We start from the raw sequence: 12,502 nt of genomic DNA, 5'->3' as shown, positions 1-12,502 counted from the left end.
TTTTATTCGTCTTCTAATTGCAACTCACCACTTTTTTCATCCCGGTATTTCGAAGCCAGAATAGCCAGAAAAGTGCTGATCTGTTTGACAGCCTCTGTCGTTTGCTGTGTTGTTTCTTCGCCTTTCATCCTGAGCATCAGGTAGCCATAGACAGCCGTAAAGCAGGTCTCGATCTCGGGCATCTCTTCTCCGCCCGACTTGGCTCGCAACTGCACGATATAGGGAAGCGTTTTATAATAGGTCGATTGGTAGGTCATTTCCCGTGGCGACTTCATCAATCGTACATGCAAATCAGTCAATTCCAGGATGATATTCCTGTTCAATTGGATATGCCCCGTCGCCCTGACGCCCTCCGTTAGCATCATATTTGCCAGCTCTTCATACCAGCGGGTTATCTCCTCGCGCACCTCCTCCGGCTGGTCGTATTTGGAGATGATCATCTGTCGTATGCGGTTCGCATCGAAATCGCAGGCACGTATCATATCTTCTACCTGCCACATATACAACAGGTATTCCGCTATGTTCTCTTTTCTTTTTTGATGAGCAACGATCATTTCTGCAAGGATAAGCTATATTCAGCAATGGCCTGGTAGAAATCCGCATCTTTAATCCCCAATTGACGGCACGCTAAACGGGCGGCATTCAGGTTATACAGGAAATAATCATCCGATATAAACACAGGGAAATCGCCATAACGCGTGGTCAGCGTACCTGTTTCGTTGTTGTAGGCCTGCTGGTCGTATGGCATCGAGGTGATATCCTCCCGTACGTTTGATGCCATATCTTGCAATACGCGATCCTGTTCAAAGTAAATCAGCTTGCCTTCTCTTTCGATCGAAGCCACGAAATTCTTATAGGATTGCAGGTATTCTTCCAATGACTGGTGGTCTTTTTCTTCCGACCACATCAGGTTGGTGATCACCGCGATATGCGGACGGTAAAATTCCAGGTGAAACTGTTTCCCTAAGGAGGAGGTCACCCCTTCATCCCCTTCGATCAGGGCAATGCGTTCCTCTTCTTCCAGAGACACCCTGTTCTTCAACAGATCGATATTGCTTGTCAATACATAATCGAAGCGCTGTTTGTATTTTTTCAATACATAGACCATCATGCCCAACACCGCGCTTTTACCACGGTCGCCGGCTACTACCACCCTTGTTTTTGATTTGGTATGATCGAATACAAATTCAGGAACCGATTGGGTCAATAATCCCAACTCCTTCGCCCGGATCAGTTCCGGATTATCGCGGTTGACGGTTGCTCCTAATATGATGATTTGAATATCTTTTGTCAGTTTTTCGGGAAACCACCCGTCTCCATGGCAAGTACATCCTGCTTCATGCAGCCTGGCGATGGTCTCTTCTGTCAAGCCATTCCCGGAAACACTTACCTCATACCCTTCATCCTCATGTATCGCTAATGCCAGATCATAAATCACAGGCTCGGTTACGGATATTAAATGTACTTTACGCATTGATTTAAATTTGATGCAAAAATAAGCTATTTTGCCTTTGTTTGTATCATATCACGGATCAAAAATCACCCCTCTCGCACGATTTTGGCAAAATGTCAATTCACTTCTCTTTCGGAAAGTAAACGTTGTTTCGCGAAGCGCTGCGCAAAACAGTTTGGCGCTGCGTTCGAGTTTCACTATCTTTGCACCTCATTGAAACAAAAACAGCTAATTATTACCGATTTATGCGTATAGATATACTCACCGTTCTGCCGGAGATGATCGATGGAATGATCAACTGCTCTATTGTAAAACGGGCACAAGACAAAGGACTTGTGGAAATACATTTGCATAACCTGCGCGATTACACGACGAATAAATGGCGGCGTGTCGACGATTATCCCTTTGGTGGGGAGGCAGGCATGGTGATGCAGATCGAACCGATCGACCGGGCTATCTCTTTGCTGAAAGAAGAAAGGCAATACGATGAGGTGATTTACACCTCCCCCGATGGCGAAACCTTCGATCAGCCGATGGCAAACGGTATGTCTCTATTGGAGAACATGATTATTCTTTGTGGGCATTACAAAGGGGTCGACTACCGCGTGCGGGAACATCTGATTACCAAAGAGATCTCTGTGGGCGATTATGTCCTGACCGGAGGCGAACTGGCGGCGGCTATTATTACCGATGCAGTGGTCAGGTTGATACCGGGTGCCATAGGCGATGAGCAGAGCGCTTTGTCGGATTCGTTTCAGGACAATCTGTTGGCCCCCCCGGTCTATACACGCCCGGCTGATTATAAAGGCTGGAAAGTGCCCGATATACTGCTTTCGGGACATGAACGTAACATTGCCGAATGGCGCTTGCAACAGGCACAGGAGCGAACAAAGCGCTTACGGCCTGATTTGCTGAAGTAAGATTCAAAAGCAACAAAATAGAAAAGCCGCCATCCGATTTCCGGATGGCGGCTTTCTTATCGTATAAGATTGTCTTCTTAGCTCAAGAATCCTAACAGGATACCGGCGGCAACAGCCGAACCGATTACACCTGCTACGTTCGGACCCATCGCGTGCATCAACAAATAGTTGGTCGGATCATATTCCAAACCTACTACCTGAGAGATACGTGCCGAGTCGGGAACGGCGGATACACCGGAGTTACCAATCAACGGATTGATCTTATTACCCTCTTTCAGGAAGAGGTTGAAGAACTTCACAAACAGGATACCGGCACAGGTAGCGATCACGAATGAAAGCGCTCCCAAGCCAAAGATCTTGATAGAGTTCCAGGTCAGGAACTGCGTAGCCTGCGTAGAAGCACCCACGGTGATACCCAACAGGATAGTGATCGTATCGATCAGCGGACCACGGGCTGTTTCTGCCAAACGACGGGTCACGCCACTCTCTTTGATCAGGTTACCGAAGAACAACATACCCAACAACGGAAGACCGGAAGGTACGAGGAAACAGGTCAGCAACAGACCTACGATCGGGAAAATGATCTTTTCGGTTGAAGATACCACGCGCGGCGGTTTCATACGGATCACACGTTCTTTCTTGGTCGTCAACAGACGCATAAACGGAGGTTGGATGATCGGCACTAACGCCATATAGGAGTAGGCCGATACCGCAATAGCCCCCATCAGGTTAGGCGCCAGTTTGGAAGAGAGGAAGATAGCCGTAGGACCGTCAGCCCCCCCGATAATACCGATAGCACCTGCCTGGTTGGGTTCGAAGCCCATCTGCAGGGCGATTACGTATGCACCGAAGATACCGAACTGTGCCGCAGCACCGATCAACATCAATTTAGGGTTGGAGATCAATGCCGAGAAGTCGGTCATCGCCCCAATGCCGAGGAATATCAATGGTGGATACCACCCCTGTACTACTCCTTGATAGAGAATATTCAGTACCGATCCCTCTTCATAGATACCCACCTGCAGGCCGGCATCTTTGAAAGGAATGTTACCGATAAGCATCCCGAATCCGATAGGAATCAGGAGCATAGGTTCAAATTCATATTTAATTGCCAGGAAAATAAAGAGCAAACCTATAAAGATCATAGCGACATGACCCGGCGTTGCGTTGTAGAATCCTGTATAGGTTAAGAACAATTGCAAGTTCTCACCCAGGAATGATAAAAAACTTTCTTGCATATTCTTATCCGATTACAACGAGTTCTGCGTTTTCCAATACAGAGTCGCCTTTGTTCACTTTTATTTCAATGATGCTACCGTCGCGGTCTGCATTGATGCTGTTCTCCATTTTCATGGCTTCCAGAATCAACAATGTCTGGCCTCTCTTAACAGTATCTCCCACTTTGCATTTCAAATCCAGGATAACTCCTGGCAGCGGAGAACGTACGGCGCCTGCTGTTGCTGTTGCTGCCGGACGGGAAACAACCGGAGCACCGCTTGATGTTGTCGGAGCCTGAGCCGGTCTTTTCAATGTAACCACCTGCTTCTTAGCCGGCTTTTCCATTTTTACTTTATAGGGCATACCGTTTACTTCCACTTCAGCCATATCTTCTACTACTGAATTGATATGTACTTTATAAACAGTACCATTGATTGTATATTTAAAACTTTTCATTCTTTTATGATATTAATAGGTAATTACTTTCTTGGCAATTCGCGTAATCCATAGATCTTGGAGCTCCAGGGTGAATAGGTACGTTTCACTTTCTGAATGGTCAATACCGTGCTTTCAATATCGTGCGCGTCTTCATTCAATTCGTAAAGCGCCATACCAATAGCCACCAAGATCTCCCCGGAGAGTTCTCCCGGTGCAGCCACAACCGTTTCTGCTCCGGTAGCCTTTTGTGCCCGGCGGGCACCAGCAGCGATAGATGCTTTACCAGTCATTTTGAATACCAAGAACAGAACGAGCAATCCAAGGAATACAACTGCCATAGCCGTCACAGTCATACCAAGTCCCAAGGAATCCTTCGTCTTGAAGTTCTCGATCTTCTCATTACTGTCCAATGTCAAGTTGTTGGTGCTTGGTGTAACTTTGGGCAGTAGAGCCCATTCGTCTTGCCCGTCTACTGCCCGTCCGTAGCTTACGTCTGCTTTTTGAGCTGCTGGTATCACTATTTCGTCTACCAATGTCTTACCATCCGTATCATAAAGAGCGATGTAGTTCTCCTTTGTCGGATCCAGCGTGAAGCTGGCATGGAACGTACCACGGCTCGCATTCCCGTCGGCCCAGAACAGTGTGTGTTGCCGGGGAGGGATCTTTGTCAATACGTCGCCTTTAGGAATAGGGTATTTCTTCGGGTCGTTTTTGTCGTTTGTCAAAAAACATCCACCGATGTTTACCGTACCGGCTGAACTGTTATACAGTTCAATCCAGCCACTTCGCTTACCATAGTCATCGACGAAATTGTCTTCATTGATGACCAGCACTTCATTTATTCGCATGGCGGTTACACGTTGCGCCTGCGCTCCAAAAGAAAAGAGCAACATGAACAACAATATAAATCCTGCGTTTCTTTTTATTCTATTATACATAGTCATTTATACTTCTTTAATCTTACTTCTTACTCGCGTCATCTGTAAGAATTACAGAGGCATATTGTCATGTTTCTTCGCCGGGTTCACCAGTTTCTTTGTCTGCAATTGCTGCAAAGCACGGATAACACGGAAACGGGTATTACGCGGTTCGATCACATCGTCGATATAACCATATTGAGCCGCATTGTATGGGTTGGCAAACGCTTTCTTGTATTCTGCTTCTTTTTCTGCCTGAAGTTTAGCAGGATCTTCGGCTGCCGCTACCTCTTTGGCAAAGATTACTTCTACAGCACCACTCGGTCCCATGACAGCGATCTCAGCCGTCGGCCATGCGTAGTTCATATCACCACGCAGGTGTTTAGAACTCATCACGCAATAAGCACCACCGTATGATTTACGCAGTGTAACCGTCACCTTAGGCACAGTGGCTTCGCCATAAGCATAAAGCAGCTTCGCACCATGCAGGATCACACCGTTGTACTCCTGGCCTGTTCCCGGAAGGAATCCCGGAACGTCAACCAAAGTAACCAAAGGAATATTGAAAGCATCGCAGAAACGTACGAAGCGTGCTCCTTTGCGCGAAGCGTTGCTATCGAGACATCCTGCCATGATCTTCGGTTGGTTGGCAATGATACCAACTGATTGTCCGTTGAAACGGGCAAAACCTACAATAATATTTTTAGCATAATCGGCATGTACTTCCAGGAACTCGCTACCATCAATGATCGTACCGATCACTTCATACATGTCATATGCCTGGTTCGGACTGTCTGGGATGATGTCATTCAATACATCGTCCAAACGGTCGATCGGATCGTTACATTCGATAACCGGTGTTTCTTCCAGGTTGTTTTGCGGAATGAAGCTGATCAAATGACGAATCAGTTGGAAGCCTTCTTCTTCTGTGTCAACAGCAAAGTGAGCAACCCCTGACTTGGTCGTGTGTACACTGGCACCTCCCAGTTCTTCCTGAGTTACGTCTTCACCTGTTACAGTTTTAACCACTTTCGGACCAGTCAGGAACATATAGCTTGTTCCGCGAGTCATAATGTTGAAGTCGGTCAATGCCGGAGAATAAACGGCACCACCGGCACAAGGACCAAAGATACCAGAGATCTGCGGAACAACACCGGAAGCCAGGATATTACGCTGGAAGATTTCAGCATATCCAGCCAACGCATTTACGCCTTCCTGAATACGTGCACCACCCGAGTCGTTCAATCCGATTACCGGGGCACCCATCTTCATGGCCTGATCCATTACTTTACAGATCTTCATGGCTAATGTTTCCGACAGCGCGCCACCAAAAACAGTGAAGTCCTGTGCGTAGATATAAACGACACGACCTTCGATTGTACCATAACCTGTCACAACACCGTCGCCCAGGAATTTGGTTTTCTCAATGCCAAAGTTTGTACTGCGGTGCTGCACAAACATGTCAAATTCTTCGAAGCTACCTTCGTCAAGCAACATGGCGATGCGTTCGCGTGCCGTGTACTTGCCTTTTTTGTGTTGAGCTTCGATTCTTTTTTCTCCACCACCCAAGCGGGCTTTCTCGCGGAGTTCGATAAGTTCTTTTACTTTTTCAAGCTGGTTGCTCATTGTATTGTATGATTTATTGTTAAAAATGAATCTTATTTATCCTGTCCTTCCATGCACAACTCGGTCAAAACACCGCAGGTTGATTTCGGATGTAAAAAGGCGATATCCAACCCTTCGGCACCGCCACGAGGGGCTTTGTCGATCAACTGTACGCCTTTTGCTGCCACCTCTTCCAATGCACTTTGTACATCAGGCACCGCAAAAGCAATGTGATGAATACCTTCTCCACGTTTCTCAATGAACTTGGCGATTGTGCTCTCCTCGCTGGTTGGTTCCAGCAATTCGATTTTAGTTTGGCCCACTTTAAAGAAAGCTGTTTTTACTTTTTGATCTTCCACTACTTCAATGTTGTAGCATTTCAATCCCAGAACACCTTCATAGTAGGGTAGACATGCTTCGATGCTTTTCACGGCGATACCCAAGTGTTCAATGTGCGTAAGTTCCATCTTTTTTGTTAAATTAATGATTTCGTAAAAGTTAATATGCAATAAAGCTGCAAAGGTACACTCTTTTTTTAGGAATATAGAAATATTTCCTTAATTTTATTTGGAAAGTTGTTCTGTTTTCCAGGCTTGTTTTTAAACGAAAAAGAGGGCGAAACTTATCTGTTGTTTCGCCCTCTCTTATACGTTTCTATTATATCGGATAAAATCGATGATAATTATCTGTTCGGAAGATACTTTGCCATCCCTTGAGAATAGCTAAACCTATAGGATCCATTCTCGTCTGACCAGATAAAGAAATACTCCAATCCGGGAATGGAATCGCCAACACGGCAAGCCTCTTCCAAGCCCATAGCGGTAAAGGCGGTTGCCCAACCGTCGGCTGTCATGCAATTTTCTGCGATGATCGTACTGCTTAAAATATTTTGTTCGGCCGGATAACCGGTCATTGGATTGATTGTATGCGCGTATTTCTTGCCCTCTTTCACGTAATAATTCTGGTAGTCGCCGGAAGTGGCCACACCTTTTTTATCGGTTAGATGCACCACCTCTTCGATGGCAATCGGGCGTCCTGCTCCGGCTTCTTCCGGTTTGCGAATACCTATCCGCCAGGGAATACCCTGGTTATTTACCCCTTTGGCCGTTACTTCACCGCCAATCTCGACCATATAGTTCCTGACACCATGTGCTTCCAGCATATCGGCCACCACATCGCATGTATATCCTTTGGCAATGGCAGAGGCATTCAGCATAATGCGCGGGTCGTCTTTTACCACCTGGTTGCCCTCAATACGTATTTTCTGATAGCCTACAAATGGTTTGATGCTGTCGATCATCTCCGGTGTTACCCGTTCTTCGTCTTTAAAGCCGAATCCCCATATATTGATAAACGGAGCGCAGGTAATATCAAACATCCCGCCCGATTTTTCGGATATCTCCATCGCTTTGTTGAAAACAATCCGGAAATGCTCGTCTATCTCTACCTTCTCATTGCGATTCACCTTCGCTATAATCGCATTCGGATTGAAGGGATTAAGCGACATGTTGACCGCTTGCAACTCGGCGTCGATCTCTTCGGTCATCAGTTTGGAGGCCTCATACTTAATAGAATATGATGTATGGAAAACCGATCCGGTCTCTTCAAAATATTCCTTTTTCTGCGTGCAAGAGATAGAAGAAAAAATAATCAGAGAGGCGAGAATCAAATTAATCTGTTTCATATTAAATCTCTTTATCAATATTGTAATTGTTGCGTTGGGATGAATCGCGTGCCACCAGTTCTCCCAGGAACCCGATAAGAAACAGCTGAGTCCCTATGATCATCGAGGTAAGGGAGATGTAGAAATAGGGCGAGCTGGTCACCAGCGGTCTTAGCGTTGAATCCGGAGATAGGATCGATGCCAGCTTCATGGATAACACAATGATGAGGGCGATAAACCCAATCAGAAACATCAATGTACCCAATAAGCCAAAGAAATGCATCGGTTTCTTCCCGAAGCGGGAGGTAAACCACAGCGTTAGCAAATCGAGGTAGCCATGGAAGAAGCGGCTGAGTCCGAACTTGCTACTGCCATATTTACGTGCCTGATGCTGCACCACCTTTTCGCCGATTTTATTGAATCCCGCGTTCTTTGCCAAATAGGGGATATAACGATGCATATCATTATATATCTCAATATTTTTTACCACTCTTTTGTCGTATGACTTCAATCCGCAATTGAAATCATGCAATTTGACACCGGAGAAACGACGGGCTGTCGCATTAAACAACTTCGTAGGGATCGTCTTCGAAAGCGGATCGTAACGTTTCTTTTTCCAGCCCGACACCAGGTCGTAGCCCTCCTCTTTGATCATACGGTAGAGTTCCGGAATCTCATCGGGGCTGTCCTGCAGGTCGGCATCCATGGTAATCACCACATCACCTTGCGCCCGCTTGAATCCGCAATGCAGTCCGGGCGATTTGCCGTAATTGCGGCGAAACCGGATGCCGCAGACACGGTCGTTCTTCTTTTTCAACGCTTCGATCACATCCCATGAGCCGTCATTGCTTCCGTCGTCCACATAAATAATCTCGTAGCTGAATCCATGCTCATCCATCACCCGTTCGATCCAGGCGTTGAGTTCGGGAAGCGATTCGGCTTCATTGTAAAGAGGTATAACAACTGATATATCCATAATTATTATTCGTTATCGTCTGTCGTGTTTTCATTATTAGGAAGAACCGGGGTTCTCAATCGCTTGACAAGGTAAGCAACAGGGATCGAAAAAAGGATGCCGTAGAAAACATTATTGAAGATACCCTGGATAGCCATCTGTATTGGAGTTACATTGACGCTCTCGATGGCTTCGATCATTTTGCTGTCTGCCTGAGCATTGTTCAACATATCGATGGTTTGTTGCAACGAATTAGCCAGAAAGCCCGGAGGCGCCAGGTAGCGGTAAAACGCGTAATGGAGTAAAGCAATCACCATAGCAGCAAAGAAATAAAGAAGTATCCCGAATTGCCAGCCGTGCATAAAGCCCAACTGTCCTCCGATATCCATTTTATATCGCCAGGTATAATACAAGCCTATAAAGGGAACAAAGAAGGTAAGAGTCATGTAGATGAAGCTAAAGAAGTTGGAACTGATGCCCAACATAAAGAAAATATACTTAAAACACCAAAACAGACCAAACGAGAGGCCGTAGGTCATAGCGCTTTTGAATAATATATTTTTATGTTCCAACATGAGCCTTTTAGTATCAGATGACAAAATTACTTCTTATAGCTGCAATACACAAATAAAAAAAGAGAAACCCGAAAAAGGTTTCTCTTTTTGAGCCTCTTGTCGGATTCGAACCAACGACCCCGAGATTACAAATCACGTGCTCTGGCCAACTGAGCTAAAGAGGCAGGTGGGTAAGCTGACTATATCGCGCCGCTACAACCAAGTACCCTTGCTGCGGTCAAGCCCTGGGGGAATTCCGAGGGAGCATGCCGTATAGGACTTACCCGGCTGCAAAAGTAGTTATTTTTTCTCTCCGTCCAACTGTTTTTGACAATCCGGGCAAAAAGAAGCTTCTAACTTGTTGGAATCCATGAAACTGGATTGTGTTAAAATATGTATATTCTTCATTTTTCATGACAAAAAACCGGATTCATCAGAGCATAGAAAGAATTTTTCGGCTGGATTTCAAAACATTTGACAATTGTCAACGCATTAATTGACAATTGTCAATCAATTAAACCACAATTGTCAAACAATTGATTGATAATTGTCAAATAGCAAAAAATCCGGCGATTTTGCAGGAAATCAATGCGTTTGCCCTGGTAACTTGTTTGGACCGCACAGTAAAACGTTTTGAGCTTTAAAACAAACAACCTGAGACGAAATCTTCTTACCTTTGTTTTTTTATGAATTCTCCTTCGGAAAAAGAATGCTTATATAAATAGAGATTAAATCATGGACTATCGGAAAATAGGGAAAACCGGCCTTTCGGCCAGCGTGATCGGATTGGGATCGGAGCATTTAGACAATAAACCTTATGCCGTGGTGGAAGAAACCATTCATGCGGCTTTGGATCAGGGCATAAATATCATGGATCTGTTTATGCCCGGCGACGAGGTGAGGCAGAATATAGGCAAAGCGCTTGGTAATCGTCGCAAAGAAATGATTATTCAAGGGCATATCGGCTCGGTGGATTTAAGTGAACAATACGATGTCAGCCGTGATTTGGCTACCTGTCAACATTATTTCGAAAAGCTATTGAAGAATCTCGATACCGATTATATAGATGTGGGTATGTTGTTTTTCATGGATTCCGATGAGGCGTTGGAGCAAATCTTCGCGAATGGCATTGTCGACTATGCCTTGGAGTTGAAACGAAAGGGCATTATCCGGGCGATTGGAACAAGCTCACACAACCCGGTTGTTGCCCGGAAGCTCCTGGAGACTGGCGTTGTGGATCTGATGATGTTCAGCATAAACCCTGCCTTCGATATGACACCTGCCGGAACGGATGTGTTAAGCACCATGGAAGAGTTATCCGAACAGCAATATGTCACCATTGATCCGGTGCGGGCGGAGCTTTACAAATACTGCGAACAACAGGAAATTGCCATTACGGTGATGAAGACATTGGGCGGTGGAAGGCTTTTGTCGGCCGAACACTCCCCGTTCAAAAAAGCGATGACTGTCGCGCAATGCGTCCATTACGCATTGACCCGCCCGGGAGTTGTCAGTACGATGATCGGCTGCCAGTCGGCCAAACAGGTGGAAGAGGCAGTTGGTTATCTGCATACGACCGAACAGCAACGCGATTATATGGAGATCATCCGCAATTACCAGGGAGAGGGTAGCGGTCAATGTGTCTATTGCAACCATTGCCAGCCTTGCCCGGTCGATATTGATATCGCCATGGTCAACAAATACCTTGATATTGCTCTGTTGGACACGGCGAATGTCCCGCCAAGCATCCGTCAGCACTACAACGCCTTACCGGCAACGGGTGCCGACTGTATTGCCTGTGGCAGTTGTGAAGACAAATGTCCCTTTTCCGTTCCCATCATCCGAAATATGGAACGCGCCAGGGATTTGTTTTAAGATAAATCACCGGCATTCCAACTCATTATAAAACAAATACAGTATGAAGAAGTTCTGTTTATTAGCCATAGTTATTTTTGTGCAGGTGGCAACTATTGTAGCACAAGAACCTACGTCGCAGTATAAAGAAAAAGAGGTATTCAGAAGCGAAGATGTGATCTTCCGTCAGATCGATGCTCACACCTGGGTAGGCAACGGACATCTGATAGCCAACGAGTCATTGTATCTGATCGAAGGCAACGAACGCGCTATCCTGATAGATGCAGGTAAGAAGATCGCTGATCTGGATAAAATCGTAGCCTCCATCACCGACAAACCGGTAACACTTGTGGCTACTCATGTACATTCCGACCATACGGGCGAGCCCATACACTATTTTCCGGTAATCTACCTGAACGCTGCCGATACGGTTAATGTTCCGGGCACCATGCCCAACTACAAAGGCGAGATCCGGTATCTGAAAGATGGGGAGATGATCGACCTGGGTGGCCGCCGGATCGAGGTGGTCTTCACACCGGGACATACGCCCGGCTCCACCACATTCATCGACAAAGAAAAGGGTTATGGCTTTAGCGGCGATGCTTTTGGATCCGGAAATCTCTTACTCGGAACGGATTTTTCAACGCTTTTGGCCACTTGTGAAAAGATGGAAGGACTGATGAAGAAATACAAACTCACCCATCTTTATCCGGGTCATTATATGGGTACAAACATAGAAACCCCGAAGCGCATAAGCGATATGCGGCAGATGTCGATCGATATGTTGGCAGGTAAGGTGAAAGGCGAAAAGACCGAGCGCGGCATGATGGGGCTCGATCATGTATTGAATATGCATGGCGTTCGCATCAACTACGGCGAAAAGCAACTGAAATAGAGATTTCTGAGGTTAAGGCTGATTGATTAG

13 protein-coding genes and 1 tRNA gene are annotated in these 12,502 nt (G+C 46.0%); 3 read left to right on the top strand and 11 right to left on the bottom strand.

Translation table 11 applies throughout. From position 1 onward, the window contains the following. Positions 1-2 precede the first annotated feature (2 nt). Positions 3-554, bottom strand: a complete 552-nt coding sequence (locus M2137_RS02175; protein WP_280764821.1) for a DUF4924 family protein — start codon at positions 552-554, stop codon at positions 3-5. Continuing rightward, positions 551-1,474, bottom strand: a complete 924-nt coding sequence (locus M2137_RS02170; RefSeq protein WP_280764820.1) for a Mur ligase family protein — start codon at positions 1,472-1,474, stop codon at positions 551-553. Before M2137_RS02170 ends, M2137_RS02175 begins: the two co-directional genes overlap by 4 nt. 224 nt (positions 1,475-1,698) lie before the next feature. Between M2137_RS02170 and trmD the strand changes: the two genes are divergently transcribed. Further along, the gene (gene trmD, locus M2137_RS02165; protein ID WP_280764819.1) at positions 1,699-2,373 is read left to right on the top strand and encodes a tRNA (guanosine(37)-N1)-methyltransferase TrmD; all 675 of its coding nucleotides are present in this window, start codon (positions 1,699-1,701) and stop codon (positions 2,371-2,373) included. A gap of 77 nt (positions 2,374-2,450) precedes the next feature. On the opposite strand, the gene M2137_RS02160 is transcribed toward trmD, so the two are convergent. From M2137_RS02160 to M2137_RS02120, 9 genes are all read right to left on the bottom strand, one after another. Next, the gene (locus M2137_RS02160) at positions 2,451-3,611 is read right to left on the bottom strand and encodes a sodium ion-translocating decarboxylase subunit beta (protein ID WP_280764818.1); all 1,161 of its coding nucleotides are present in this window, start codon (positions 3,609-3,611) and stop codon (positions 2,451-2,453) included. A gap of 4 nt (positions 3,612-3,615) precedes the next feature. Beyond that, a complete protein-coding gene (locus M2137_RS02155) occupies positions 3,616-4,047 on the bottom strand; it encodes a biotin/lipoyl-containing protein (protein WP_280764817.1) in 432 nt (143 codons plus the stop codon). Between the two features lie 23 nt (positions 4,048-4,070). After that, positions 4,071-4,922 (bottom strand): lamin tail domain-containing protein, encoded by an 852-nt coding sequence (locus M2137_RS02150; RefSeq protein WP_280765047.1) that lies wholly within the window; start codon positions 4,920-4,922, stop codon positions 4,071-4,073. Positions 4,923-5,018: 96 nt separating this feature from the next. After that, positions 5,019-6,572, bottom strand: a complete 1,554-nt coding sequence (locus M2137_RS02145; RefSeq protein WP_280764816.1) for an acyl-CoA carboxylase subunit beta — start codon at positions 6,570-6,572, stop codon at positions 5,019-5,021. 32 nt (positions 6,573-6,604) lie between these two features. Beyond that, positions 6,605-7,018: a methylmalonyl-CoA epimerase gene (gene mce, locus M2137_RS02140; protein ID WP_280764815.1), complete on the bottom strand. Its 414-nt coding sequence runs from the start codon at positions 7,016-7,018 to the stop codon at positions 6,605-6,607. A 215-nt stretch (positions 7,019-7,233) separates the two neighbouring features. Further along, positions 7,234-8,235 carry an FAD:protein FMN transferase gene (locus M2137_RS02135; protein WP_280764814.1) on the bottom strand — a complete coding sequence of 334 codons (1,002 nt, stop codon included), beginning with the start codon at positions 8,233-8,235 and terminating at the stop codon, positions 7,234-7,236. 1 nt (position 8,236) lies between these two features. Next, entirely contained in the window at positions 8,237-9,190 is a 954-nt protein-coding gene (locus M2137_RS02130; protein WP_280764813.1) for a glycosyltransferase family 2 protein, read from the bottom strand. 5 nt (positions 9,191-9,195) lie between these two features. After that, positions 9,196-9,744 (bottom strand): DUF4199 domain-containing protein, encoded by a 549-nt coding sequence (locus tag M2137_RS02125; RefSeq protein WP_280764812.1) that lies wholly within the window; start codon positions 9,742-9,744, stop codon positions 9,196-9,198. 90 nt (positions 9,745-9,834) lie between these two features. Further along, positions 9,835-9,908, bottom strand: a tRNA-Thr gene (locus M2137_RS02120). Between the two features lie 550 nt (positions 9,909-10,458). Between M2137_RS02120 and M2137_RS02115 the strand changes: the two genes are divergently transcribed. Then, positions 10,459-11,598 carry an aldo/keto reductase gene (locus M2137_RS02115; RefSeq protein ID WP_280764811.1) on the top strand — a complete coding sequence of 380 codons (1,140 nt, stop codon included), beginning with the start codon at positions 10,459-10,461 and terminating at the stop codon, positions 11,596-11,598. Positions 11,599-11,641: 43 nt separating this feature from the next. Then, positions 11,642-12,472 (top strand): MBL fold metallo-hydrolase, encoded by an 831-nt coding sequence (locus tag M2137_RS02110; protein WP_280764810.1) that lies wholly within the window; start codon positions 11,642-11,644, stop codon positions 12,470-12,472. The last annotated feature ends 30 nt before the right edge of the window (positions 12,473-12,502 follow it).

The sequence above is a fragment of the Parabacteroides sp. PFB2-10 genome (assembly GCF_029893085.1).
Classification (GTDB): Bacteria; Bacteroidota; Bacteroidia; order Bacteroidales; family Tannerellaceae; genus QVMG01.
The sequence above is the reverse complement of the archived record's forward strand: the minus strand, read 5'-3'. Positions and strand labels throughout refer to the sequence as shown.

Bases quoted from the DNA above. Each gene is read 5' to 3' on its own strand.
- M2137_RS02160 (WP_280764818.1), bottom strand. From the start codon at position 3,611: ATGCAAGAAAGTTTTTTATCATTCCTGGGTGAGAACTTGCAATTGTTC.
- M2137_RS02110 (WP_280764810.1), top strand. From the start codon at position 11,642: ATGAAGAAGTTCTGTTTATTAGCCATAGTTATTTTTGTGCAGGTGGCA.
- M2137_RS02170 (WP_280764820.1), bottom strand. From the start codon at position 1,474: ATGCGTAAAGTACATTTAATATCCGTAACCGAGCCTGTGATTTATGAT.
- M2137_RS02145 (WP_280764816.1), bottom strand. From the start codon at position 6,572: ATGAGCAACCAGCTTGAAAAAGTAAAAGAACTTATCGAACTCCGCGAG.
- M2137_RS02130 (WP_280764813.1), bottom strand. From the start codon at position 9,190: ATGGATATATCAGTTGTTATACCTCTTTACAATGAAGCCGAATCGCTT.
- M2137_RS02125 (WP_280764812.1), bottom strand. From the start codon at position 9,744: ATGTTGGAACATAAAAATATATTATTCAAAAGCGCTATGACCTACGGC.
- M2137_RS02175 (WP_280764821.1), bottom strand. From the start codon at position 554: ATGATCGTTGCTCATCAAAAAAGAAAAGAGAACATAGCGGAATACCTG.
- M2137_RS02135 (WP_280764814.1), bottom strand. From the start codon at position 8,235: ATGAAACAGATTAATTTGATTCTCGCCTCTCTGATTATTTTTTCTTCT.
- M2137_RS02115 (WP_280764811.1), top strand. From the start codon at position 10,459: ATGGACTATCGGAAAATAGGGAAAACCGGCCTTTCGGCCAGCGTGATC.
- M2137_RS02150 (WP_280765047.1), bottom strand. From the start codon at position 4,922: ATGTTGCTCTTTTCTTTTGGAGCGCAGGCGCAACGTGTAACCGCCATG.
- trmD (WP_280764819.1), top strand. From the start codon at position 1,699: ATGCGTATAGATATACTCACCGTTCTGCCGGAGATGATCGATGGAATG.
- M2137_RS02155 (WP_280764817.1), bottom strand. From the start codon at position 4,047: ATGAAAAGTTTTAAATATACAATCAATGGTACTGTTTATAAAGTACAT.
- mce (WP_280764815.1), bottom strand. From the start codon at position 7,018: ATGGAACTTACGCACATTGAACACTTGGGTATCGCCGTGAAAAGCATC.